Origin of the sequence: Vulcaniibacterium thermophilum (assembly GCF_007923255.1) — a bacterium.
Classification (GTDB): Bacteria; Pseudomonadota; Gammaproteobacteria; order Xanthomonadales; family Xanthomonadaceae; genus Lysobacter_F; species Lysobacter_F thermophilum.
Genome location: NZ_VOHJ01000011.1, coordinates 62,111 through 85,006, shown reverse-complemented (window position 1 = coordinate 85,006; position 22,896 = coordinate 62,111). Strand labels below are relative to the sequence as shown.

19 protein-coding genes and 1 riboswitch are annotated in these 22,896 nt (G+C 70.7%); of the genes, 10 read left to right on the top strand and 9 right to left on the bottom strand.

Going from position 1 to position 22,896, the window contains the following annotated elements; translation table 11 throughout:
- Together FQY64_RS06625 and FQY64_RS06620 are read right to left on the bottom strand one after the other, a co-directional pair.
- The coding region (locus FQY64_RS06625) for a M48 family metallopeptidase (RefSeq protein ID WP_146473146.1) at positions 1–989 on the bottom strand (989 nt) is incomplete at its 3' end.
- Between the two features lie 118 nt (positions 990–1,107).
- On the bottom strand, positions 1,108–1,689 hold the full coding sequence (locus tag FQY64_RS06620; protein ID WP_229814890.1) for a LemA family protein: 582 nt from the start codon (positions 1,687–1,689) through the stop codon (positions 1,108–1,110).
- A gap of 84 nt (positions 1,690–1,773) precedes the next feature.
- On the opposite strand from FQY64_RS06620, the gene FQY64_RS06615 reads away from it, so the two are divergent.
- Positions 1,774–3,144, top strand: coding sequence for a serine hydrolase domain-containing protein (locus FQY64_RS06615; protein WP_146473142.1), 1,371 nt, complete (start codon positions 1,774–1,776; stop codon positions 3,142–3,144).
- A gap of 123 nt (positions 3,145–3,267) precedes the next feature.
- Positions 3,268–3,485, top strand: a riboswitch (cobalamin riboswitch).
- Positions 3,486–3,600: 115 nt separating this feature from the next.
- Positions 3,601–5,442, top strand: a complete 1,842-nt coding sequence (btuB, locus tag FQY64_RS06610; RefSeq protein ID WP_146473140.1) for a TonB-dependent vitamin B12 receptor — start codon at positions 3,601–3,603, stop codon at positions 5,440–5,442.
- 127 nt (positions 5,443–5,569) lie between these two features.
- On the opposite strand, the gene FQY64_RS06605 is transcribed toward btuB, so the two are convergent.
- Positions 5,570–6,058 carry a hypothetical protein gene (locus FQY64_RS06605; protein WP_146473138.1) on the bottom strand — a complete coding sequence of 163 codons (489 nt, stop codon included), beginning with the start codon at positions 6,056–6,058 and terminating at the stop codon, positions 5,570–5,572.
- 237 nt (positions 6,059–6,295) lie between these two features.
- Positions 6,296–8,128, bottom strand: a complete 1,833-nt coding sequence (gene glmS, locus FQY64_RS06600; protein WP_146473136.1) for a glutamine--fructose-6-phosphate transaminase (isomerizing) — start codon at positions 8,126–8,128, stop codon at positions 6,296–6,298.
- Positions 8,129–8,312: 184 nt separating this feature from the next.
- Here glmS and FQY64_RS06595 point away from each other — a divergent pair, with 184 nt between their 5' ends.
- The 7 genes from FQY64_RS06595 (at position 8,313) to FQY64_RS06565 (ending at position 15,998) form a co-directional block, all read left to right on the top strand.
- Positions 8,313–9,593: an efflux RND transporter periplasmic adaptor subunit gene (locus FQY64_RS06595; RefSeq protein WP_146473134.1), complete on the top strand. Its 1,281-nt coding sequence runs from the start codon at positions 8,313–8,315 to the stop codon at positions 9,591–9,593.
- A gap of 3 nt (positions 9,594–9,596) precedes the next feature.
- Positions 9,597–9,839, top strand: coding sequence for a hypothetical protein (locus FQY64_RS06590; RefSeq protein WP_146473132.1), 243 nt, complete (start codon positions 9,597–9,599; stop codon positions 9,837–9,839).
- A gap of 34 nt (positions 9,840–9,873) precedes the next feature.
- Positions 9,874–10,599, top strand: coding sequence for an ABC transporter ATP-binding protein (locus FQY64_RS06585; protein ID WP_146473130.1), 726 nt, complete (start codon positions 9,874–9,876; stop codon positions 10,597–10,599).
- Between the two features lie 64 nt (positions 10,600–10,663).
- Positions 10,664–11,980 (top strand): ABC transporter permease, encoded by a 1,317-nt coding sequence (locus tag FQY64_RS06580; RefSeq protein WP_146473128.1) that lies wholly within the window; start codon positions 10,664–10,666, stop codon positions 11,978–11,980.
- 8 nt (positions 11,981–11,988) lie between these two features.
- Entirely contained in the window at positions 11,989–13,209 is a 1,221-nt protein-coding gene (locus FQY64_RS06575; protein ID WP_146473126.1) for an ABC transporter permease, read from the top strand.
- Positions 13,210–13,353: 144 nt separating this feature from the next.
- Positions 13,354–14,694, top strand: a complete 1,341-nt coding sequence (locus FQY64_RS06570) for a sigma-54-dependent transcriptional regulator (RefSeq protein WP_146473124.1) — start codon at positions 13,354–13,356, stop codon at positions 14,692–14,694.
- Positions 14,694–15,998: a sensor histidine kinase gene (locus FQY64_RS06565; protein ID WP_146473122.1), complete on the top strand. Its 1,305-nt coding sequence runs from the start codon at positions 14,694–14,696 to the stop codon at positions 15,996–15,998. Before FQY64_RS06570 ends, FQY64_RS06565 begins: the two co-directional genes overlap by 1 nt.
- A gap of 230 nt (positions 15,999–16,228) precedes the next feature.
- On the opposite strand, the gene glmU is transcribed toward FQY64_RS06565, so the two are convergent.
- Positions 16,229–17,599 (bottom strand): bifunctional UDP-N-acetylglucosamine diphosphorylase/glucosamine-1-phosphate N-acetyltransferase GlmU, encoded by a 1,371-nt coding sequence (gene glmU / locus FQY64_RS06560; protein ID WP_146473120.1) that lies wholly within the window; start codon positions 17,597–17,599, stop codon positions 16,229–16,231.
- A 168-nt stretch (positions 17,600–17,767) separates the two neighbouring features.
- Between glmU and FQY64_RS06555 the strand changes: the two genes are divergently transcribed.
- A complete protein-coding gene (locus FQY64_RS06555; RefSeq protein ID WP_146473118.1) occupies positions 17,768–18,151 on the top strand; it encodes a GtrA family protein in 384 nt (127 codons plus the stop codon).
- A gap of 185 nt (positions 18,152–18,336) precedes the next feature.
- Here the strand turns inward: FQY64_RS06555 and FQY64_RS06550 are convergent, their stop codons facing one another.
- The 4 genes from FQY64_RS06550 to atpA form a co-directional block, all read right to left on the bottom strand.
- Positions 18,337–18,762 (bottom strand): F0F1 ATP synthase subunit epsilon, encoded by a 426-nt coding sequence (locus FQY64_RS06550; RefSeq protein WP_146473116.1) that lies wholly within the window; start codon positions 18,760–18,762, stop codon positions 18,337–18,339.
- 123 nt (positions 18,763–18,885) lie between these two features.
- Positions 18,886–20,295, bottom strand: a complete 1,410-nt coding sequence (atpD, locus tag FQY64_RS06545) for a F0F1 ATP synthase subunit beta (protein ID WP_146473114.1) — start codon at positions 20,293–20,295, stop codon at positions 18,886–18,888.
- Between the two features lie 58 nt (positions 20,296–20,353).
- Positions 20,354–21,214 carry a F0F1 ATP synthase subunit gamma gene (gene atpG / locus FQY64_RS06540; protein WP_146473112.1) on the bottom strand — a complete coding sequence of 287 codons (861 nt, stop codon included), beginning with the start codon at positions 21,212–21,214 and terminating at the stop codon, positions 20,354–20,356.
- Positions 21,215–21,321: 107 nt separating this feature from the next.
- Positions 21,322–22,869: a F0F1 ATP synthase subunit alpha gene (gene atpA / locus FQY64_RS06535; RefSeq protein WP_146473110.1), complete on the bottom strand. Its 1,548-nt coding sequence runs from the start codon at positions 22,867–22,869 to the stop codon at positions 21,322–21,324.
- Positions 22,870–22,896: the final 27 nt, after the last annotated feature.

Here is a 22,896-nt window from a genome sequence, read left to right as displayed (position 1 = left end):
GTCGCGCGCCAGCGCTCGCTCAGGCCCGCGAGCTGGCGCGCGTCGAACTGCGGTTCGAGCGTGCGGATGCGCTCCAGCAGCGGCGGATGGGTGGCGAACAGTCCGCGCAGGCCGAGCCCGTCGCCGAACAGCATGTGGCTGACCTCCTCGGCCTTGCCGCGCTCGTTGAGCCGCGAGCCCGCGTCCAGGCCCGCGATCTTCTTCAGCGCGCCGGCCAGGCCCTGGGTCTGCCGCGTGAACTGCACCGCGGAGGCGTCCGCCAGCCGCTCGCGCGTGCGGCTCACCCCGGCCTTGATCAGCCGGCCGAAGAACAGCCCGACGTAGCCCACCACCATCGCCACCAGCGCGGCGATCAGGACCGCCCCCGCGCCCTTGTTGTTGCGCCCGCTGCCGCCGAAGCGGCCGTGCTCGAGGATCTTGCGGCCGATCAGCGCCAGCACCAGGATGCCGAACAGCACGCCGATCAGACGGATGTTCAGCCGCATGTCGCCGTTGAGGATGTGGCCGAACTCGTGGGCGATCACGCCCTGCAGCTCGTCGCGGTTGAGCCGCTCGAGCGCGCCGCGGGTGACCGCCACCACCGCATCGCTCGGCGCGTAGCCGGCGGCGAAGGCGTTGATCCCGGCCTCGTGCTCCAGCACGAACACGCGCGGCACCGGCACGCCGGAGGCGATCGCCATCTCCTCGACCACGTTGCGCAGGCGCCGCAGGTGCAGGTCGGTGGTGTCCTCGGGCACCGGCACGCCGCCCAGCTCCAGCGCGACCGTCTCGCCGCCGCCGCGCAGCGAGGCGATGCGGTACAGCGAGCCCAGCGCGATCACCGCGAGCGTCGCGGCCGCCGCCAGCAGCAGCGCCCCCGGCGAGCGGGCGACGAACAGCCACACCGCCAGATCCACCGCGGCGACGATGCCCAGCACCGCCATCGCGAACAGGGCCACCAGCCAGGTCGAGGCGCGACGCGCGGCCGCTTGGCGCTCGAAGAAGTTCATGGGCGACGGGCTTGGGGTTCCGGGTCCGGATCCGGGATACGCAGTCGCGGTCGCGCCCGGCGCCCGGCGTGCCGGCAGCAAACGCGGGCCCGGGCGTCCGCGCGCGCGGCGCCGCTCCTCAGAACTGCACCTTCGGCGCCTCGCGGACCTCGGCCTTGTCCGCGGGGATCTCCAGCAGCGCCGCCGGGGCGAAGCCGAACATGCCGGCGACGATGTTGGACGGGAACACCTCGCGCCGGTTGTTGTAGGCCATCACCGCGTCGTTGTACGCCTGACGGGCGAACGCGACCTTGTTCTCGGTGCTGGTCAGCTCCTCGGTGAGCTGCATCATGTTCTGGTTGGCCTTGAGGTCCGGGTAGGCCTCCGCCACCGCCAGCAGGCGCCCCAGCGCGCCGTTGAGCGCGCCCTGGGTCGCCGCCAGCTCGCCCATCGCGCCCGGATCGCCGGGCTGCGCCTTGGCCGCCGCCAGGCCGCCCACGGCCGCGCTGCGGGCGGCGATCACCGCCTCAAGGGTCTCGCGCTCGTGCCGCAGATAACCCTTGGCGGTCTCCACCAGGTTGGGGATCAGGTCGAACCGGCGCTGCAGTTGCACGTCGATCTGGGCGAACGCGTTGCGGAAGGCGTTCCGCAGCCGCACCAGGCCGTTGTAGAGCCCGACCGCCCAGAGCGCGAGCAGGATCACGATTCCCAGGAAAATCATGAGGCTGAACACGATTTCTCTCCCGTCCCCTGAAACGCGCGCTATGATCGGGCGCCGTCCCAGCATACGCAGGCGCTGCGACCCATGAAAGACGACGCGAACGGGCGCTCCCGCGCCAACCGGCGCATCGCAGCCTCGGTCCTCCTGCTGACGCTCACCCTCGGCGCCCCGGCGCAGACCGCGCTGCGCGCCGAAGGCGGGGCGCAACGCGCCGCGGCGGGTCAGCCGGCGCCTGCCGCCATCCCCCGCCGCCCGCCGCCGGCCCTGCCGCTGGCGCCCGGCTTCGACGTCGCCCACTTCGAGCTGATGGCGCAGCAACTGGTCGCCGACCAGCGCGTGCCCGGCATGGCGCTGACCATCGTGCACAACGGGCGCGTGCTCAGCGCGCGCGGCTACGGCATCACCGACACCCGCGCACCCGAGCCGGTGGACGCGCACACGGTGTTCCGCCTGGCGTCGCTGTCGAAGGCGTTCGCCGGGACGCTGGCGGGCATGCTGGTGCACGACGGCACGCTGCGCTGGGACAGCCGTGTGGTCGATTACCTGCCTTCGTTCCGCCTGCGCGATCCCTACGCGACGCAGGAAATCACCGTCGCCGACGTGCTGAGCCACCGGCTCGGGCTGTCGCACAACACCTACGACCGCGACCTCGAGCGCTACGTCGACTACCACACGCTCACCCAGAAGCTGTCGAACGCGCCGCTCGCCTGCGCGCCGCGCACCTGCTACGGCTACCAGAACGTCGCCTTCAGCCTGATCGGCGACGTGGTGTTCGCCGCCACCGGCGACTTCTACGCGCAGCAGGTGCAGCGCCGCATCTTCAAGCCGCTGGGGATGAACGACGCCAGCATCGGGCTGGAAGGCATCCTCGCCAGTCCGCGCTGGGCGCGGCCGCACGTGCACGGGCGCGGCGGCTGGGTGTCGCTGACGCCGAAGCCGACCTACTACCAGGTGCAGCCGGCCGCCGGCGTCAACGCCAGCGCCAGCGACATGGCGCAGTGGCTGCTTGCGCAGCTCGGCCATCGCCAGGACGTGCTGCCGGCGCCGCTGCTGGCGACGTTGCACCAGCCGCTGGTGGACACGCCCGGCGAGATCCGCGGTTCGTCCTGGCGCCGCACCCGGCTCACCTCGGCCGGCTACGCGCTCGGCTGGCGCGTGTACGACTACGCCGGACACCGCGTGGTGTTCCACGGCGGCGCGGTGCAGGGCTATCGCGGTCTGGTCGCGCTGGTGCCGGAGCAGGACCTCGGCATCGCCATCCTCTGGAACAGCGAGAGCGCGCAGCCGTCCGGCCTGCTGCCGACCATCCTCGACCGCGCGCTCGGCCTGCCGCCGGAACGCTGGCTCGACGTCGAGATCGAGGATCCGACGCTCTACGTGCAGGCCGCGCCGGCCACGCCGGGCGTGGGCGATGCCGGCGCCACCGCGACCAAGGCGAACGCATCGCCCGAGTGAGCCGCAGACGGGCGCGGCCCGGGGCCCGGCGCGGACGCGTCGGGCCTTTTTCGTGCCGAAGCCCCGTCGTGCGCGCTCCGAGGGAGGGCACCGCGCCTTTTGCGCCGGCCCGCCGCTTCCCCTACACTGCGCGCGCTTCGAGGTGACCCCGGCATGCGTGTCCGGGGTTGAAACGGGAAGCCGGTGACGCCGCAAGGCCAGTCCGGCGCTGCCCCCGCAACGGTAAGCGAGTCGAAGCCGCGGCATCGGCCACTGTGCGTGACGCATGGGAAGGCGCCGCGGCGGGAGCGAAGAACGCTCCGCCCGCAAGCCCGGAGACCGGCCCCGGAGTCCACGGTTGCGATGCGGAGGGCGTCGCGGCGACGGTGCCGCTCGCGGCCTTTCGCGCCCTTCCTCTTCCGCACGCGACTCCCACGAACCCGACGCGCACGCGGGTGTGCGCGATGGAGTCCTTGCATGCCGATCCGACCTCTTGCGCTGGCGATCGCCAGCCTTCTTGCCGTCCCTGCCGTCCACGCCCAGGACGACGCCACCGACCTCGACCACATCGTGGTCACCGCCACGCGCACGCCGCTGAGCGTCGACGAGACGCTCGCCGCGGTCGAAGTGATCACGCGCGAGGACATCGAACGCGCCCAGCCGCACTCCCTGCCCGATCTGCTGCGCGGGCGCGCCGGCATCTCGCTGTCCAACCAGGGCGGCGCCGGCAAGCTCACCACGCTGTTCATGCGCGGCGCCGAATCGGACCACGTGCTGGTGCTGGTGGACGGCGTACGCGTGGGCTCGGCGACCTCGGGGCTGGTGTCGTTCCAGGACATTCCGGTCGATGCGATCGAACGCGTCGAGATCGTGCGCGGCCCGCGCTCCAGCCTCTACGGCGCGGACGCGGTGGGCGGCGTGATCCAGATCTTCACCCGCCGCGCCGCGCGCGAGGGCCTGCATGGCCGCGGCCACGCCGGGGCCGGTTCGCACGGCCATCGCGAGGCCGGCATCGGCCTCACCGGCGGAAGCGGGCGGGCCTGGTTCGCCTTCGACGCCCGCCATGCGCGCACCGACGGCATCGATGCCTGCCGCGGCATCGGCGCGCCGGTGTTCGCCGGCTGCTTCACCACCGAGCCCGATCGCGACGGCTACCGCAACCGCTCGCTCTCCGCGCGCGTCGGGCTGAAGCCCGGCGATGCCTGGCAGATCGACGCGCACGCGCTGCGCGCCGAGGGCGAGAACGAATACGACGGCAGCTTCGTCAACTACTCCGAAACCGTGCAGCAGGTGTTCGGCGCGAAGGCGAGCTGGATGCCGAGCGAGCGCGCGCGCCTGCAGCTGATCGCGGGCCGCAACGACGACGAGTCCGACAACTTCCATGACGACGCCGACCGCGGCGATTTCGCCACCGGCCGCACGACCGTCGCCCTGCAGGGCGACGTCACGCTGCGCCGCGGCGTGCTGCTGAGCGCGGGCATCGACTGGCAGCGCGAGGAGGTGGAGAGCAGCACGCACTACGTGCGCCGCGAGCGCGACAACACGGCGGTGTTCGTGCAGGCGCAGGGCGAGCTGGGCGCGCATTCGCTGCAGGCCAGCCTGCGCCACGACGACAACGCGCAGTTCGGCGGCGCGACCACCGGCAATGCCGCGTGGGGCATCGGGTTCGCGCGCGGTTGGCGCGCGTATGCGAGCTACGGCACCGCGTTCAAGGCGCCGACGTTCAACGAGCTGTACTACCCCTTCGCCAGCAACCCCGAACTCGATCCGGAACGTTCGCGCAGCGCCGAGCTCGGCGTGGCCTGGCGCGGCGAGCGGGCGAGCGTGCGGCTGGACGCGTTCGAGACGCGCGTGCGCGACCTGATCGCGTTCGACATCGTCAGCTTCATGCCGGCCAACGTCGACCGCGCGCGCCTGCGTGGCCTGGAGCTCGGCGGCGATGCGCGGTGGTCGGACTGGTCGGTGCAGGGCAGCCTCAGCCTGCTCGATCCGGAGAACCGCAGCGCGGCCGCCGCCGGACGCGACCTGCCGCGACGCGCGCGCCGCAGCGCGCGCATCGAGCTGGACCGCGCGTTCGGCCGCCTGAGCCTCGGCGTGACCGGCGTGGCCGAGGGCGAGCGCTACGACGACATCGCCAACACGCGGCGCATCGGCGGCTACGCCACGTTCGACCTGCGCGCGGAATACGCGTTCGCGAACGACTGGCGAGTGCAGTTGCGGCTGGCGAACGCGTTCGACCGCGGATACGAGACCGTCGCGTACTACAACCAGCCCGGACGCGAGTGGTTCGTGACCGTGCGCTACGCGCCGGCCCGCTGAGCGCCGGCATCGGCAGGACGCGGCGCGGAGCGCCGCGCGGAACGCCGGCGACGCCGGTGGGCGAGGGATCGCCGGCCGAAGGATCGGCCTCCGCCCGGCCCCTCCTGCGAGGGGCCGGCGGCTCGCTTCAGTGGCGCGTGCCGATCGGCGCCAGTTCCAGCAGCTCCAGCGCGCTCGGCCGCTCGCTGCGGACCGCGCGCAGGGTGCGCACGAGGTCGCGGTAGGTGCGCGCGAGCTGCTCGAACAGCGCGGCGTAGGCGTTGCGGCCGGCCTCGGCCACGCCGAGATAGGCGCTGCGCCCGAGCTCGATGAAGTAGTCGACCGTCACCCGCCGCCGCTCGGCCAGGCCCGGATACAGCCCGGCGATCAGCAGGCAGCGGTCGCCGACGTCGCGCAACGCGTCGGTCCGCACCTGTCCGGCCTGCGCCAGGGCGTCGAACCATTCGAGCGCCTGGATGCGCCCGAGCAGTTGGCCGTCGCGCTGGTGACGCAGCAGGACGAACACCAGATAGCTCTCGCGCGACTCGTCGAGCGGCTGCCCGAGCCGCTCGCCCGCCTCGCGCACCAGGGCCTGCCACAGTTCGGCAGGGGCTCCGTGCCGCAACGACTCCACCATACGTCACCTCCTCGGTCTCGTCGCTTTCGAGCCTAGTGCGGTGCGTGCCTGGCGGGTTGGCAGGCATGCGCCGCCTCTGCCAAACCGTTAACGGCCGGTCGCCGCTTCGCTAAAGCGTGCTCCGTTGTGCCTCCACGCCACCGAGCCGGCGCTGAACGCGCAGCGTCGGTTCAGCCGGGCGCATCGGTGGAACGCGGACGCCCGCCACGAGGGCGGGCGTCCCGATGCGCCGGAGGGTCACTCGACGGTGACCGACTTGGCGAGATTGCGCGGCTTGTCGACGTCGGTGCCGCGCGCGAGCGCGGCGTGGTAGGCCAGCAACTGCACCGGGATCGCGTGCACCACCGGCGAGAGGATGCCGACGTGGCGCGGCGTGCGGATCACGTTGACCTGCTCGGACTCGCCGAAGTGGCTGTCGAGGTCGGTGAAGACGAACATCTCGCCGCCGCGCGCGCGCACTTCCTGGATGTTCGACTTCACCTTCTCCAGCAGGCTGTCGTTGGGCGCGATCACCACCACCGGCATGGCCGAATCGACCAGCGCCAGCGGGCCGTGTTTCAGCTCGCCGGCCGGATACGCCTCGGCGTGGATGTAGGAGATCTCCTTGAGCTTGAGCGCGCCTTCCAGCGCGATCGGGTAATGCACGCCGCGGCCGAGGAACAGCGCGTGCTCCTTCGCCGCGAAGCGCTCCGCCCAGGCCACGATCTGCGGCTCCAGGTTGAGCGCGTGCTGCACGCTGCCGGGCAGGTGGCGCAGCGCTTCCAGGTACTGCGCTTCCTGTTCGTCGGAGAGCCGGCCGCGCAGCTTCGCCAGCGTCGCCGTCAGCGTGAACAGCGCCACCAACTGGGTGGTGAACGCCTTGGTCGAGGCCACGCCGATCTCGGCGCCGGCGCGGGTGTAGTAGACCAGCCGGCTGGCGCGCGGGATCGCACTCTCCGGCACGTTGCAGATCGACAGCGTGCGCTCGTGGCCGAGCGCCTTGGCGTACTTCAGCGCCTCCATCGTGTCGAGCGTTTCGCCCGACTGCGAGATGGTGACCACGAGCTGCTTGGGATTGGCCACCGCGGCGCGGTAGCGGTACTCGCTGGCGATGTCCACCGCGCACGGGATGCCGGCGATCGCCTCGATCCAGTAGCGCGCCACCAGCCCGGCGTAGTAGCTGGTGCCGCAGGCGAGGATCTGCACCGCCTCGACGTCGCGCAGCACCGCACCGTCGGCATCGCCGAACAGCGCCGGCACGAAGCCGTTGCGGTCGATCACGCCCTCGATGGTGTCGGCGAGCGCGCGCGGCTGCTCGTGGATCTCCTTCTGCATGAAGTGCCGGTACGGGCCGAGCTCGAGCGAGGCCAGCGACACGTCCGACAAATGCACGTCGCGCCGCACCGGACGGGCGTCGGCGTCGTACACCTGCACGCGCTCGCGGGTGACGTCGACGGTGTCGCCCTCCTCGAGGAAGATCACCCGACGCGTGGCCTGCACGATCGCCGAGACGTCGCTCGCCACGAAGTTCTCGCCCTCGCCCAGGCCGACCAGCAGCGGGCAGCCCATGCGCGCGGCGACCATCCGGCCCGGCTCGCGGGTGGAGACCACCGCGATCGCGTAGGCGCCGACCAGCTCGCGCACCGCGCGCTGCACGGCGCGCAGCAGGTCGCCGTCCTCGCGCAGGTAGAGGTGGATCAGGTGCGCGATGACCTCGGTGTCGGTCTGCGATTCGAACGCGTAACCGGCGGCGATCAGCCGTTCGCGCTGCGATTCGTGGTTCTCGATGATGCCGTTGTGCACCAGCGCCAGCTCGCCGAAGCTGATGTGCGGATGCGCGTTGGCTTCGGTGACGCCGCCGTGCGTGGCCCAGCGCGTGTGGCCGATGCCGATGCGCGCGCTGAAACCCTCGCGCTCGGCCGCCGCGGCCATCTCGGCGACACGGCCGGTGCGGCGCACGCGGCGCACGCCCTCGCCATCCAGCACGGCGATGCCGGCGGAGTCGTAACCGCGGTACTCGAGCCGCTTCAGTCCTTCGACCAGGACGGGAACCACATCGCGATCCGCGATCGCGCCGACGATGCCGCACATAGCTGGGGGTGCTCACGGGGGAGGACAGGAGTCCGGAGTGTAACGGTCGAGCCTGTCCGCCGGACGTGTACGCCGTCCGGTCGGACAGCGGCCGCCCGGGGCAAAGCCCTTTGCGTTCAATCACTTGGATGCTGGCACGCAACCTGCTTGGGACAGCGGCAAATCTTCCTACGCACCGCCGCCCATGAGCATCCGTGACACCTCCGCGCAGGACCGCCCGATCGCCGGCTCCGCCGTCCCTTCCCGCCGGCGCCCGACCTGGCTGATCGGCGGCGCGATCGCCGCCGTGGCCGTGGCGGGCGTCGTCTGGCTTCTCGGCGGCTGGAACGCCGGCGCGCGCAGCTTCGACGCCTCGCGCCTGCGCATCGCCGAAGTGACCCGCGGCGATCTGGTGCGCGACATCAGCGCCGAGGGTCGCGTGATCGCCGCCAACAGTCCCACGCTCTACGCGATCGCCGGCGGCACGGTGACGCTGAAGGTGGTGGCCGGCGATGCGGTCAGGCGGGGCCAGCCGCTGGCCGAAATCGACAGCCCCGAGCTGCGCAGCGCGCTGGCGCAGGAGCAGGCCACGCTGGCCAGTCTGGAAGCCGAGGCGAACCGGGCCGCGCTCGATGCGCAGATGACCCGCGCCGAGGCGCGCAAGCTGCTCGACCAGGCGGAAATCGATCGCATCGCCGCCGAGCGCGATCTGGAACGCAACCGGCGCGCGTTCGAAGGCGGGGCGGTGGCGCAGATCGACGTCGCCCGCGCGCAGGACGCGCTCAAGAAGGCGCAGCTCGCGCTGGCGCAGGCGCGCCAGGGCCACCGGCTGCAGGATCGCGGCGCCGGTCTCGATCTGCGCAACAAGCGTCTGCTGGCCGACCGCCAGCGCGCGGTGGTGGCCGAGCTGCAGCGCCAGGTCGACGCGCTCACGCTGCGCGCGCCGTTCGACGGCCAGGTCGGCCAGGTGATGGTGCAGCAACGGCAGAACGTCGCCGCCAACGCACCGGTGCTGAGCGTGGTCGATCTGACCGAGTTCGAGGTCGAGATCACCGTCCCCGAGAGCTTCGCGCGCGATCTGGCGATCGGCATGCCGGCGCAACTGCGCGGCGCCGCCGGCACGTTCGACGCGAAGGTGTCGGCGGTATCGCCGGAAGTCGTCAACGGCGAGGTCACCGGCCGCTTGCGCTTCGTCGGCGGCACGCCGAAGGGGCTGCGCCAGAACCAGCGCCTGTCCGCCCGCATCCTGCTCGACACCCGCCGCAACGTGCTCAAGGTCGAGCGCGGCGCCTTCCTCGAACAGGGCGGCGGCCGCTACGCCTACGTCGTCGAGGGACGCACCGCCGTGCGCCGCCCGATCCGCGTCGGCGCCGCAAGTCTGGATGCGGTGGAGATCCTCGAAGGGCTGCAACCCGGGGACCGCGTCGTGGTTTCCGGCACCGACCAGTTCGCCAACGCGGACACCGTCCGCATTACCGGAGAGTGAGTCATGGTCTCCCACGTCGTCCCGTCCACGCCGCACGGCGATGTCGTTCCGGCCGTGTTCCCGTTCGACCTGCGCTGGACCGCGCAGGATCTCGCGGACGCGGTACCGCTGCGCCTGCACCCGTTGCTGCGCTTCGATGCCGCATCGCCGGCCCCGGCCGCGCGCGACGCCGCGCCGCGCCGCGGGTGGCGCAACGCCTACGCGCCGCGGACCGCCGCCGCGCTTCTGTTCCGCATCCAGGGCTGACGCCCGCCCCTTCCGCATCCCACCGGAGCCCGCCATGCTGCACATGCAAGCCGTCACCAAGGTCTACCGCACCGCCCTCGTCGAGACGCACGCGCTGCGCTCGCTGGATCTGCACGTGCGCGAGGGCGAGTTCGTCGCCGTCACCGGCCCGTCGGGCTCCGGCAAGACCACCTTCCTCAACATCGCCGGCCTGCTGGAGGACTTCACCAGCGGCACCTACCTGCTCGATGGCGAGGACGTCAGCAAGCTGGGCGACGATGCGCGCTCGAGGCTGCGCAACCGCAAGATCGGCTTCATCTTCCAGAGCTTCAACCTGATCCCCGACCTCAACCTGTTCGACAACGTCGACGTGCCGCTGCGCTATCGCGGCATGAGCGCGGCCGAGCGCAGGCAACGCATCGAGGAAGCGCTCACCAAGGTCGGCCTGGGCTCGCGCATGAAGCACTACCCGACCGAACTGTCGGGCGGACAGCAGCAGCGCGCGGCGATCGCCCGCGCGCTCGCCGGCAGCCCGCGCCTGCTGCTCGCCGACGAGCCCACCGGCAACCTCGACTCGCAGATGGCGCGCGGGGTGATGGAGCTGCTCGAGGAGATCAACGCCGCCGGCACCACCATCGTCATGGTCACCCACGATCCCGAACTCGCCGCCCGCGCGCAGCGCAACGTGCACATCGTCGACGGCATGGCCAGCGACATCTCGGTCGAACGCAGCCTGCTGCGCGCGCGCGAGATGGCGGGCGCCCCGGCCGCCTCGCCGTAAGGCGCGCCGCCCGTCTCCACGTCACGCCACGGCGGGCCGCAGACCCGCGTCACGGAGCCTTCCCATGTTCGGCTACTACTTCAACCTCGCCTTGCGCAGCTTCCGGCGCAATCGCGTGCTGACCGCGCTGATGGTGCTGGCCATCGCGCTCGGCATCGGCGCCTCGATGACCACGCTGACGGTGTTCTACGTGCTTGCGGGCGACCCGATCCCGCACAAGAGCGATGTCCTGTTCTACCCGCGGATGGATCCGCGCTCGATGAGCGGCTACGAACCGGGCGAGGATCCCGAGCAGCAGATGAGCCGCTACGACGCCGAGGCGCTGCTGCGCGAGAAGCGCGGCGACCGGCAGGCGGTGATGACCGGCGGCTCCGTCGCCGTGGTGCCCGCGCGCGAAGGCCTCGACCCGTTCAACACCGGCGCGCGCTACACCTCGGCCGACTTCTTCGCGATGTTCGACGTGCCGTTCCTCTACGGCCGCGGCTGGACCGCGGAGGACGATCGCGGCCGCGCGCGCGTGGCGGTGATCTCCAGGGCGCTGAACGATCGCCTGTTCGAGGGCGCCAACAGCGTCGGCCGCACGCTGCGCGTGGAGCAGGCCGAGCTGCGCATCATCGGCGTGATCGACACCTGGCGGCCGACGCCGCGCTTCTACGACGTCACCAACCAGCGCTACGGCGCCTACGAGGACGTGTTCGTGCCGTTCTGGACCGCGCGCGAGCTGGAATTCGGAACCGAAGGCAACATGAACTGCTGGGACGACGACAGCGGCAGCACCGATCCGGAAGGCAGCTACGGCCTCAACGCGCCCTGCACCTGGCTGCAGTACTGGGTCGAGCTCGGCACGCCGGAGAAGGTCGCGGCCTACCGCGAGTACCTGCGCAACTATTCGGAACAGCAACGCGCGGCCGGGCGTTTCGAGCGGCCGACGAACGTCCGCCTGCACAGCGTGATGGAGTGGCTGGACGACCAGCGGGTCGTGCCGCGCGACGTGCGGCTGCAGATGTACCTGGCGTTCGGCTTCCTGCTGGTGTGCCTGGTCAACACCGTCGGGCTGCTGCTGGCGAAGTTCATGCGGCGCGGCAGCGAGATCGGCGTGCGGCGCGCGCTCGGCGCCTCGCGGCGCGCGATCTTCGCACAGGCGCTGGTGGAGGCCGGCACGGTCGGCCTCGCCGGCGGCGTGCTCGGACTCGGCCTTGCGATGCTCGGGCTGTGGGCGGTGCGCCAGCAGCCCACCGACTACGCGCAGTTCGCCCATCTCGACCCGGCCATGCTGGCGACCACGATCGTGCTTGCGATCGTCGCCAGCCTGCTCGCGGGCCTTCTGCCCGCCTGGCGCGCCTGCCAGGTCGCGCCCGCCATCCAGCTCAAGTCGCAGTGAGGCCCGTCATGGAAATCCGTCCGATCCTGTCCACGCTGCGCCGGCACAAGACCGCCGCGATGCTGATCGTGCTCGAGATCGCGCTGTCGTGCGCGATCATCTGCAACGCGCTGTTCCTCATCTCGCAGCGCATGGAGCGCACGGACCGTCCCACCGGCCTTGCCAACGAGGAGATCGTCCGCGTCAACGCGAGCGTGGTCGGCGCCAGCCGCGCCGACGCCGACGCCCGCCACAAGGCCGACGTCGCCGCGCTGCGGCAGATCCCCGGCGTGATCGCCGCGACCTCGACCAACCACCTGCCGTTCGACAGCTCGTCGTGGAACAGTTCGGTGAGCCTGCAGGAAGATCAGCCGGCGCCCAACCTCAACGCGGCGATCTACATGGGCGACGAGCAGCTCGTCGAGACGTTCGGCCTGCGCATCGTCGCAGGGCGCGACTTCACCGCGGACGAGTATGTCGACTGGGGCGTGATCGACGCGCCCGGTGCCGACGTGGCGTTGCCGGGACTGCTGATGACGCGCGCGGTGGCCGAGCAGCTCTGGCCCGGCGAGAACCCGATCGGCAAATCCGTGTACGTGTGGGGCGAGAAGCCGATCCGCGTGATCGGCGTGCTGGAGAACCTGATCCGCCCGAACGACAACGGCGGTCCGCACGAGCATCAGTACAGCATCGTGCTGCCGATCCGCCCGGTGTTCGGCCGCTTCGTGCTGCGCACCACGCCCGACCGCCGCGCCGAAGTGCTGAAGGCGGCGGTGGACGTGCTCGAGCGCAACAACACCATGCGCATCATCAACGACGAAGGCACGTTCACCGAGATGGTCGAACGCTACTACCGGCAGGACCGCTCGATGGCGTGGCTGCTGGTGGCGGTGTGCGTGGCGCTGCTGGTCGTCACCGCGCTCGGCATCGTCGGTCTGGCCAGCTTCTGGGTGCAGCAGCGCACCAAGCAGATCGGCGTGCGGCGCGCGCTCGGGGCGACCCGCCGCCAGGTGCTGCGCTACTTCCAGACCGAGAACTTCGTGCTTGCCACGGTCGGCATCGCGCTCGGCATGTTCGCCGCGTTCGCCATCAACCAGTTGCTGATGGAGCGCTACGAACTGCCGCGCCTGCCGCTGGCGTACCTGCCGATCGGCGCGCTGGCGCTGTGGGCGCTGGGCCAGATCTCGGTGCTGGGACCGGCATTGCGCGCGGCGGCGGTACCACCGGCGGTGGCGACGCGCAGCGTCTAGCGCCAGGGTGAGGGATCGGGGATCCGGGATTGGGGATGGGAAAAGGCCGTACTCTTGGCGCCTGCCCTCCCCGCCAGCCGCTCCGATCCCGACTTCCTGGTTCCCGATCCCGCGTCCCAATCGCGAATCCACCCGACCGGCCCGATGCCCACCGTCCTCGTCATCGACGACAACCCCGCCGTCGCCACCGCGCTGGAGACGCTGTTCTCGCTGCACGACATCGACACCCGGGCGGCGACGACGCCGGAGCAGGGGCTCGCGCTGCTGGAGCGCGAAGCGGTGGACCTGGTGGTGCAGGACATGAACTTCCGCGCCGACACCACCTCCGGCGCGGAGGGCGAGGCGCTGTTCCAGGCCATCCGCGCGCGCCATCCGGATCTGCCGGTCATCCTGCTCACGGCATGGACGCATCTGGAGTCGGCGGTGGAGCTGGTGAAGGCCGGCGCGGCCGACTACCTCGCCAAGCCGTGGGACGACCGCAAACTGATGGCGACGGTCAACAACCTGCTCGAGCTGGCGCAGACGCGGGCGCAGCTCGCGCGGCACCGCGCGGGGCAGGCACGCCGGCGCCGCGCACTGGACGGCTTCGATCTGCGCGACCTGGTGTACGCCGACCCCGGCACCGAGGCGGCATTGACGCTCGCCTGCCAGGTGGCGCGTTCGGACCTGCCGGTGCTGATCACCGGGCCCAACGGGGTCGGCAAGGAGAAGTTCGCCGAAGTCATCCACGCCAACTCGCAGGTCAGGCAGGGCCCGTTCGTGGCCGTCAACTGCGGCGCCCTGCCGGGCGAGCTGATCGAGGCCGAGCTGTTCGGCGCCGAGGCCGGTGCCTACACCGGCGCCACCCGCGCGCGCGAAGGCAAGTTCGAAGCGGCCGACGGCGGCACGCTGTTCCTCGACGAGATCGGCACGCTGCCGCTGGCCGGACAGATCAAGCTGCTGCGCGTGCTGGAGACGGGCCGCTTCCAGCGCCTCGGCAGCAACCGCGAGCGCACGGTCAAGGTGCGCGTGCTGAGCGCGACCAACGCCGACCTGCGCGCGATGATCGCGCAGGGGCAGTTCCGCGAGGATCTGTTCTACCGGCTCAACGCGGTGGAAGTGCACGTGCCGCCGCTGGCGCAACGTCCGGACGACATCCTGCCGCTGGCGCGCCGCTTCCTGCCGCCGGGCCGCAGCTTCGGCGACGACGCCGAGCGCGCGTTGCTCGCGCACGCCTGGCCCGGCAACGTGCGCGAGCTGCGCAACACGGTCCAGCGCGCCGCGCTGCTCGCGCGCGAGGAGACCATCCGCGCGGGCGATCTCGGCCTGCCGGCGGCGCGTGCGGCCGCGCCGCACGGCGCACCGGAACACGAACCCGACCGCGCGACCATCGAAGCCGCGCTCGCGCGCAGCGGCGGGGTGCTCGCGCAGGCCGCGAGCGAACTGGGCATGTCGCGCCAGGCGCTCTACCGCCGCCTCGACCGGCTCGGCATCCGCCGCGACTGATGCGCCTCCGGCAGCGGCTCCCGCTCGGTCTGACGTTCGGCGCCATCGCCCTGCTGCACGCCGCGCTCGCGGCGCTGCTGGCGGTCGCGCTCGCGCACTGGCTGCAGGACTGGGCGGCCGTGCTGCTCGCGATCCTGATCGTGGCGCCCGGTCTGGTCTACCACGTCTACCGCGTGCTGGCGCCGATGCGCTCGCTGTTCCGCGCGCTCGCCGGCACCGTGGCGAGCTACCGCGACGGCGACTTCAGCTTCGGCCTGTCGTGGGCCGGCGGCGGCGAGCTCGGCGAGCTGGTCGCCGCGCACAACGCGCTCGGCGACGCCCTGCGCGAACAGCGGCTCGCGCTGATGCAGCGCGAGCTTCTGCTCGACACGATGGTGCAGAACACGCCGGTGGCGATGGTGCTGATCGATCCGGGCGAGCGGGTGGTGTACGCCAACGTCGCCGCGCGCAAGCTGCTCGGCGACGGGCGGCGGCTCGAGGGCCATGCGTTCGCCGCCCTGCTCGAGGGCATGCCCGAGCCGGTGCGCGAGGCGTTCGAACGCGGCGACGGCATCTTCACCGTCGGCGAAGCGGACCAGGAGGAGATCTTTCACCTGCTGCGACGGCGTTTCCGCCTCAACGGACGCCGCCACGAGCTGATCCTGCTGCGCCAGCTCACCGCCGAGCTGCGCCGGCAGGAGGTGCAGACGTGGAAGAAGGTGATCCGGGTCATCTCGCACGAGCTCAACAACTCGCTGGCGCCGATCGCCTCGCTCGCGCATTCCGGCAGCGAACTGCTGCGGCGCGGGCAGCTCGAACGGCTGCCGACCGCGCTGGCGACCATCGAGGAGCGCGCCCGGCACCTGGAAGGCTTCATCCGCGATTACGCGCGCTTCGCCAAGCTGCCGGCGCCGCGCCGCGAGGCGGTCGAGTGGCCGCAATTCATCGCGCAGTTGCGCGAACAGGTGCCGTTCCGTTACGAGGGCCCCGCCGAGGGCCTGGCGCGCTTCGACGTCGCGCAGGTCGAACAGTGCCTCATCAATCTGCTCAAGAACGCGCACGAATCGGGCTCGCCGCCGGAGGACGTCGTGCTGGCGTTGCGCCGCGGCGGCGACGCGTGGCGCATCGACGTGCTCGATCGCGGCAGCGGCATGAACGACGCCGTGCTCGCCAACGCGCTGCTGCCGTTCTACTCGACCAAGCGCCACGGCACCGGCCTGGGGCTGGCGCTCGCGCGCGAGATCACCGAAGCCCACGGCGGCCGCATCGCCCTGCTCAACCGCGCCGGCGGCGGGTTGTGCGTGACGCTGGTGTTGCCGGATTGACGGGAATCGGGAATCGGGAATCGGGAATCGGGAATCGGGAATCGGGAATCGGGAATCGGGAAGAGCGTACGCGATGACCGCATGCCGTCGCCCCGGCGCATGCCGGGGCCCTCTTTGTGCACCGGCGCTCAATCACCCTGACGACGACCTGCAGGAGCACCGCGAACCGAACGCCACCGACGAACCGCGACGCACGAAGCGGCCGACGCCCGATTGCGGCCGAAACGGCGCTACCGCGGCTTCTTCTTCGGCCGCTCCCAACCCTCGATCACCGTCTGCCGGCCGCGCGCCAGCGAAAGCTTGCCGGCGGGCGCCTCGCGGGTGATCACCGATCCGGCGCCGATCGTGGCGTCGCGGCCGACCCGGACCGGCGCCACCAGCGATGTGTTCGATCCGATGAATGCGCCGTCCTCGATCGTGGTGACGTGCTTGTTGGCGCCGTCGTAGTTGCAGGTGATGGTGCCGGCACCGACGTTGACGCCGGCGCCGACCACCGCATCGCCCAGGTACGTCAGGTGGTTGGCCTTGCTGCCGGTGCCGAGCTTGGCGTTCTTGGTTTCGACGAAGTTGCCGATGTGCACGCCGTCGGCGAGCACGGTGCCGGGACGCAGTCGCGCGAACGGCCCGATCTGCGCGGCGCCCTCGACCACCGCGCCTTCGAGGTCGCAATGCGCGCGCACTTCGGTGCCGGCACCGAGACGCACGTCCTTCAGCCGGCAGAACGGGCCGATGCGCACGCCGTCGCCGAGTTCGACGCGGCCTTCGATCACGACGTCGACGTCGATCTCGACGTCGTGGCCGACGATCAGCTCGCCGCGCAGATCGAACCGCGACGGATCCGCCAGCCGTGCGCCCTGCAGGCACACCGCGCGCGCCGCGCGACGCTGGTAGGCGCGCTCGAGCTGCGCGAGCTGCCAGCGGTCGTTCGCGCCCTCGACTTCCAGCGGATCGTGCACCAGCACGATTTCCGCCGGACGGTACTCCGCGGCGGCGAGCGCGAACACGTCGGTGAGGTAGTACTCGCCCTGCGCGTTGTCGTTGCGCAGCTCGCGCAGCCAGACGGCGAGCGCGCCCGCATCGGCGGCGACGATGCCGGTGTTGACCGCGCGAATCGCGCGCTCGGCTTCGTCCGCGTCCTTCTCCTCGACGATGCGTGCGACACGCCCCTCGGCGTCGCGCACGATGCGGCCGTAGCCCGCCGGGTTCTCCAGTTCGGCGACCAGCACCGCCAGCGGCGCCTCGACGTCGAGCAGGCGACGCAGGGTCTCGGCGGTGATCAGCGGAACGTCCCCGTACAGCACCAGCACGCGCGCGTGGTCCGGAACCGCGGGCACCGCCTGCTGCACCGCATGCCCGGTCCCGAGGCGCTCGGCCTGTTCGACCCACAGCAGGTCCGGTTGATCCGCGAACGCCGCGCGCACCTGCTCGCCGCCGTGGCCGTAGACGACATGGATCGCCGCCGGCGCAAGCTGGCGGGCGGTCGCGATCACGTGCGCGAGCATCGGTCGGCCCGCCACCGGCTGCAGCACCTTCGGCAGCGCGGATTTCATCCGCTTGCCTTCGCCTGCGGCGAGGATCACCACGTGCAGAGGAACGCTCATGAGAACTCCATCGGACCGACCAAGGCGCGAAGCTTAGTCGATGCCGCTCAGCGCCGGGTGGACGCCGACGCCGGCCGCACACCGCGCCTTTGCTAGCATCGCGCGCATGACCTGCTGGCATCCCCGCCGCGCCGCGCCGCGCCTCGTTCTCCGCCGGGAGCGCGCGCCGTGAGCCTCACCCGCCAGGGCCGGCATTACCTGCTGATCGGCATCCTGCAATGGCTGCTGGACTGGGCGGCGATGGTGGCGCTCAGCAACGCCGGTCTATGGGTCGAGGCGGCGAACGTCGCCGGCCGCGTGAGCGGCGCGCTGCTGGGCTTCTGGCTCAATGGCCGCATCACCTTCGCCGGCGACGACACCGCGATCGGCCGCCGCCAGCTCGCCCGCTTCGTGCTGCTGTGGCTCACCACCACGGTCGTGAGCACGTGGGCGATCGGCGCGCTCGAGGACGTGGTCGGCCTGCACTGGACGTGGCTTGCGAAACCGGCCGTGGAGCTGTTCCTCGGCGGCGTCGGCTTCCTGCTCTCACGGCATTGGGTCTATCGGCGGTGAGGTTTGGGTGGGGAATCGGGAATCGGGAATCGGGAGTCGGGAGTCCGGATCAGGGATCAGGGGTCGAGGTTGAACGACGCGGCGACGTCTCACGCGTTCCAGAAGCGAGAAGGGCGACGGAGACCGTCGCCCTTTGCCGTTGCGAAGATCCGGATTCCGGATCCGCCGCCCGGAATCCAGCACCCTCAGTGCTTGATGTTGCGGCGCAGGCGCTCCAGCGCCGCAAGCTGCGCCTGCACTTCGGCCAGCCGGCGCTGGGCCTCCTGGATGCTCATCGCCTCGCCGCGACCGGCCAGGATGCGCTCGGCCTCTTCCTTGGCGGCGCGCACGGCGGCCTCGTCGATGTCGGTGGCGCGGATCGCGGTGTCGGCGAGCACCGTCACCACCTGCGGCTGCACCTCGAGGATGCCGCCGGAGATGGCGATGTCGATCTGCTCGCCGCCCGGCAGCGTCACCACCACCTTGCCGGGCTTGAGCCGGGTGATCAGCGGCGCGTGGCGCGGCGTGATGCCGAGCTCGCCCATCTCCCCGGTCGCGACCAGGAACTCGGCCTCGCCGTGGAAGATCTCGCTCTCGGCGCTGACGATGTCGCAGCGGAATGTGGTTGCCATGTCTGCCTCGCTACACGCGGGAATCAGGAATGGGGAATCGGGAATCGTCCGGAGCGACTACGCGCCGCGAACGCCGATGCCTGCCTCTCACGATTCCCGTGGGTCGATTCCCGATTCCCGGCCTCAGGCCGCCACGCCCAGCTTCTTGGCCTTCTCGAACACCTCGTCGATGCCGCCGACCATGTAGAACGCCTGCTCCGGCAGGTGGTCGCACTCGCCGTCGACGATCATCTTGAAGCCGCGGATGGTCTCCTTCAGCGGCACGTACTTGCCGGGCGCGCCGGTGAACACTTCCGCCACGTGGAACGGCTGGCTGAAGAAGCGCTCGATCTTGCGCGCGCGGTAGACCGCCATCTTGTCCTCTTCGGACAGCTCGTCCATGCCGAGGATCGCGATGATGTCCTTCAGCTCCTTGTAGCGCTGCAGGGTGGCCTGCACGCGGCGCGCGGTCTCGTAGTGCTCCACGCCGATCACGTTCGGGTCGAGCTGGCGCGAGGTCGAATCCAGCGGGTCCACCGCCGGATAGATGCCGAGCGAGGCGATCTGGCGCGACAGCACCACGGTGGCATCGAGGTGGGCGAAGGTGGTCGCCGGCGACGGGTCGGTCAGGTCGTCGGCCGGCACGTACACCGCCTGGATCGAGGTGATCGAGCCGGTCTTGGTCGAGGTGATGCGCTCCTGCAGCACGCCCATCTCCTCGGCCAGCGTCGGCTGGTAACCCACCGCCGACGGCATGCGGCCCAGCAGCGCCGACACTTCGGTGCCGGCCAGCGTGTAGCGGTAGATGTTGTCGATGAACAGCAGCACGTCGCGGCCCTTGCCGGTCTTCGCGTCGCGCTCGTCGCGGAAGTACTCGGCCATCGTCAGGCCGGTCAGCGCCACGCGCAGGCGGTTGCCCGGCGGCTCGTTCATCTGGCCGTAGACCATCGCCACCTTGTCGAGGACGTTGGAGTCCTTCATCTCGTGGTAGAAGTCGTTGCCCTCGCGGGTACGCTCGCCCACGCCGGCGAACACCGACAGGCCCGAGTGCGCCTTGGCGATGTTGTTGATCAGCTCCATCATGTTGACGGTCTTGCCGACGCCGGCGCCGCCGAACAGGCCGACCTTGCCGCCCTTGGCGAACGGGCACATCAGGTCGATCACCTTGATGCCGGTCTCGAGCAGGTCGGTGGCCGAGGACTGGTCCTCGTAGCTCGGCGCGGCGCGGTGGATTTCCCAGTGCTCGCTGGCCTGGATCGGGCCGGCCTCGTCGATCGGGTTGCCGAGCACGTCCATGATGCGGCCGAGCGTGCCGGCGCCCACCGGCACCGCGATCGCGCGGCCGGTGTTGGTGACGGTCAGGTTGCGCTTCAGGCCGTCGGTCGAGCCGAGCGCGATCGTGCGCACGACGCCGTCGCCGAGCTGCTGCTGCACTTCCAGCGTGATGGCGGTGTTCTCGACCTTCAGCGCGTCGTACACCTTCGGCACCTGCTCGCGCGGGAACTCCACGTCGACGACGGCACCGATGATCTGGACGATCTTGCCTTGGCTCATCGTTGTTTCCTCGTAGCTCTAAATCGGTGGCGGCCGTCGCGACGTCCGCCGGAATGGGTCAGACCGCGGCAGCGCCGCCGACGATCTCGGAGATTTCCTGCGTGATCGCCGCCTGCCGGGCCTTGTTGTACATCAGGCTCAGCGTGCCGATCAGCTTGGTCGCGTTGTCGCTGGCCGCCTTCATCGCCACCATGCGGGCGGCGTGCTCGGAGGCGACGTTCTCGATCACCGCCTGGTACACCTGCGCCTCGATGTAGCGCGTCAGCACGTGCTCCAGCACGGTCGCGGCGTCGGGCTCGTAGATGTAGTCCCAGTCGTGCTTGGCGACCGGCGCGTCCGACGCGGGCAGCGGCACGAGCTGGTCCATCGTCGGCTTCTGCGTCATCGTGTTGACGAAGTGGTTGTAGCAGACGTACACGCGGTCGACCTGACCGCCGGTGTAGGCGTCCAGCATCACCTTGATCACGCCGACCAGTTGCTCCAGCCGCGGCACGTCGCCGAGGTGCGTCACCGAGGCCAGCATGTTGACCTTGAGTCGGCGGAAAAACACCGACGCCTTCTGGCCGATGGTCACCACGTCGATCTCGACGCCCTGCTCGTGCCAGCTGCGGAACTCGGCCAGCAGGCGACGGAACAGATTGTTGTTGAGGCCACCGGCCAGGCCGCGGTCGGACGAAACGATCACATAGCCGACGCGCTTGACCGGCCGCTCGACCATGAACGGATGGCGGTAGTCGGTGCTCGCCTGCGCGAGGTGCCCGATCACCTGCCGCATGACGCGCGCGTACGGGCGCGACGCCTTCATCCGATCCTGCGCCTTGCGGATCTTGGAGGCCGAGACCATCTCCAGCGCGCGCGTCACCTTGCGGGTGTTCTGCACGCTCTTGATCTTCGACTTGATTTCGCGTCCGCCTGCCATGTCTGCTCGCTTCGCTCGCGGGAATCGGGAATCGAGAATCGGGAATCGGCGTCGCCGTCCCGCTCTCGCTCCTGCGATTCCCTATTCCCGATTTCCGATTCCCGGCCTCACCACGTCCCGGTACGCTTGAAGTCCTCGATCGTCTTCTTGAACGTGGCCTCGATGGCGTCGTCCCAGGCGCCGGTCTGGTTGATGCGGTCCGCCAGCGCCGACTCGGTGTTGACGAAATGCGCGTGCAGGCCGGCCTCGAACGCGCCGATCTTGCTCACCGGCACGTCGTCGAGGTAGCCCTCGTTCACGGCGTAGATCGACAGCGCCTGCAGCGCGATCGGCAGCGGCGCGTACTGCTTCTGCTTCATCAGCTCGGTGACGCGCTGGCCGCGCTCGAGCTGCTTGCGGGTCGCCTCGTCGAGGTCGGAGGCGAACTGGGCGAACGCGGCGAGCTCGCGGTACTGCGCCAGCGCGATGCGGATGCCGCCGGACAGCTTCTTGATGATCTTCGTCTGCGCCGCGCCACCGACGCGCGAGACCGAGATGCCGGCGTTCACCGCCGGACGGATGCCGGCGTTGAACAGGTCGGTCTCGAGGAAGATCTGGCCGTCGGTGATCGAGATGACGTTGGTCGGCACGAACGCGGACACGTCGCCGGCCTGGGTCTCGATGATCGGCAGCGCGGTCAGCGAGCCGGTCTGGCCCTTGACCTCGCCGCGGGTGAACTGCTCGACATACTCGGCCGAGACGCGCGCGGCGCGCTCCAGCAGGCGCGAGTGCAGGTAGAACACGTCGCCCGGATACGCCTCGCGGCCCGGCGGACGGCGCAGCAGCAGCGAGATCTGACGGTAGGCGACCGCGTGCTTGGACAGGTCGTCGTAGATGATCAGCGCGTCCTGGCCGCGGTCCATGAAGTACTCGCCCATGGTGCAGCCGGCGTAGGCGGCGATGTACTGCATCGCGGCCGATTCCGAGGCGGTGGCGGCGACCACGATGGTGTGGCCCATCGCGCCGTTCTCCTCCAGGCGGCGCACCACGTTGGCGACGGTCGAGGCCTTCTGGCCGATCGCCACGTAGATGCACTTAATGCCGGTGCCCTTCTGGTTGATGATCGTGTCGATCGCCAGCGCGGTCTTGCCGGTCTGGCGGTCGCCGATGATCAGCTCGCGCTGGCCGCGGCCGATCGGGATCATCGAGTCGACCGACTTGTAGCCGGTCTGCACCGGCTGGTCGACCGACTTGCGCCAGATCACGCCCGGCGCGACGCGCTCCACCGGCGCGCGAAGCTGCGCGGCGATCGGACCCTTGCCGTCGATCGGACGGCCGAGCGCGTCGACCACGCGGCCGAGCAGTTCCGGACCCACCGGCACTTCGAGGATGCGGCCGGTGGTGCGCGCCACGTCGCCTTCGCGCAGGTGCTCGTAGTCGCCCAGCACCACCGCGCCGACCGAATCGCGCTCCAGGTTCAGCGCCAGCGCGTAGGTCTGGTTCGGCAGCTCGACCATTTCGCCCTGCATCACGTCGGCCAGGCCGTGGATGCGCACGATGCCGTCGGACACCGAGGTCACGGTGCCTTCGTTGCGCGCTTCGGCGGCCAGCTTGACCTTCTCGATGCGGGTCTTGATGAGTTCGCTGATTTCGGAGGGGTTGAGCTGGGTAGACATGGGATGTCCTTCTGCCCGGCCCGCGGG

Excerpts from the sequence above, each read along its gene's own strand:
- FQY64_RS06565 (WP_146473122.1), top strand. The coding sequence starts at position 14,694 with ATGCGCCTCCGGCAGCGGCTCCCGCTCGGTCTGACGTTCGGCGCCATC.
- atpA (WP_146473110.1), bottom strand. The coding sequence starts at position 22,869 with ATGTCTACCCAGCTCAACCCCTCCGAAATCAGCGAACTCATCAAGACC.
- FQY64_RS06570 (WP_146473124.1), top strand. The coding sequence starts at position 13,354 with ATGCCCACCGTCCTCGTCATCGACGACAACCCCGCCGTCGCCACCGCG.
- btuB (WP_146473140.1), top strand. The coding sequence starts at position 3,601 with ATGCCGATCCGACCTCTTGCGCTGGCGATCGCCAGCCTTCTTGCCGTC.
- glmS (WP_146473136.1), bottom strand. The coding sequence starts at position 8,128 with ATGTGCGGCATCGTCGGCGCGATCGCGGATCGCGATGTGGTTCCCGTC.
- FQY64_RS06550 (WP_146473116.1), bottom strand. The coding sequence starts at position 18,762 with ATGGCAACCACATTCCGCTGCGACATCGTCAGCGCCGAGAGCGAGATC.
- FQY64_RS06620 (WP_229814890.1), bottom strand. The coding sequence starts at position 1,689 with ATGATTTTCCTGGGAATCGTGATCCTGCTCGCGCTCTGGGCGGTCGGG.
- glmU (WP_146473120.1), bottom strand. The coding sequence starts at position 17,599 with ATGAGCGTTCCTCTGCACGTGGTGATCCTCGCCGCAGGCGAAGGCAAG.
- FQY64_RS06585 (WP_146473130.1), top strand. The coding sequence starts at position 9,874 with ATGCTGCACATGCAAGCCGTCACCAAGGTCTACCGCACCGCCCTCGTC.
- FQY64_RS06575 (WP_146473126.1), top strand. The coding sequence starts at position 11,989 with ATGGAAATCCGTCCGATCCTGTCCACGCTGCGCCGGCACAAGACCGCC.
- FQY64_RS06590 (WP_146473132.1), top strand. The coding sequence starts at position 9,597 with ATGGTCTCCCACGTCGTCCCGTCCACGCCGCACGGCGATGTCGTTCCG.
- FQY64_RS06580 (WP_146473128.1), top strand. The coding sequence starts at position 10,664 with ATGTTCGGCTACTACTTCAACCTCGCCTTGCGCAGCTTCCGGCGCAAT.
- atpG (WP_146473112.1), bottom strand. The coding sequence starts at position 21,214 with ATGGCAGGCGGACGCGAAATCAAGTCGAAGATCAAGAGCGTGCAGAAC.
- FQY64_RS06615 (WP_146473142.1), top strand. The coding sequence starts at position 1,774 with ATGAAAGACGACGCGAACGGGCGCTCCCGCGCCAACCGGCGCATCGCA.
- atpD (WP_146473114.1), bottom strand. The coding sequence starts at position 20,295 with ATGAGCCAAGGCAAGATCGTCCAGATCATCGGTGCCGTCGTCGACGTG.
- FQY64_RS06605 (WP_146473138.1), bottom strand. The coding sequence starts at position 6,058 with ATGGTGGAGTCGTTGCGGCACGGAGCCCCTGCCGAACTGTGGCAGGCC.
- FQY64_RS06595 (WP_146473134.1), top strand. The coding sequence starts at position 8,313 with ATGAGCATCCGTGACACCTCCGCGCAGGACCGCCCGATCGCCGGCTCC.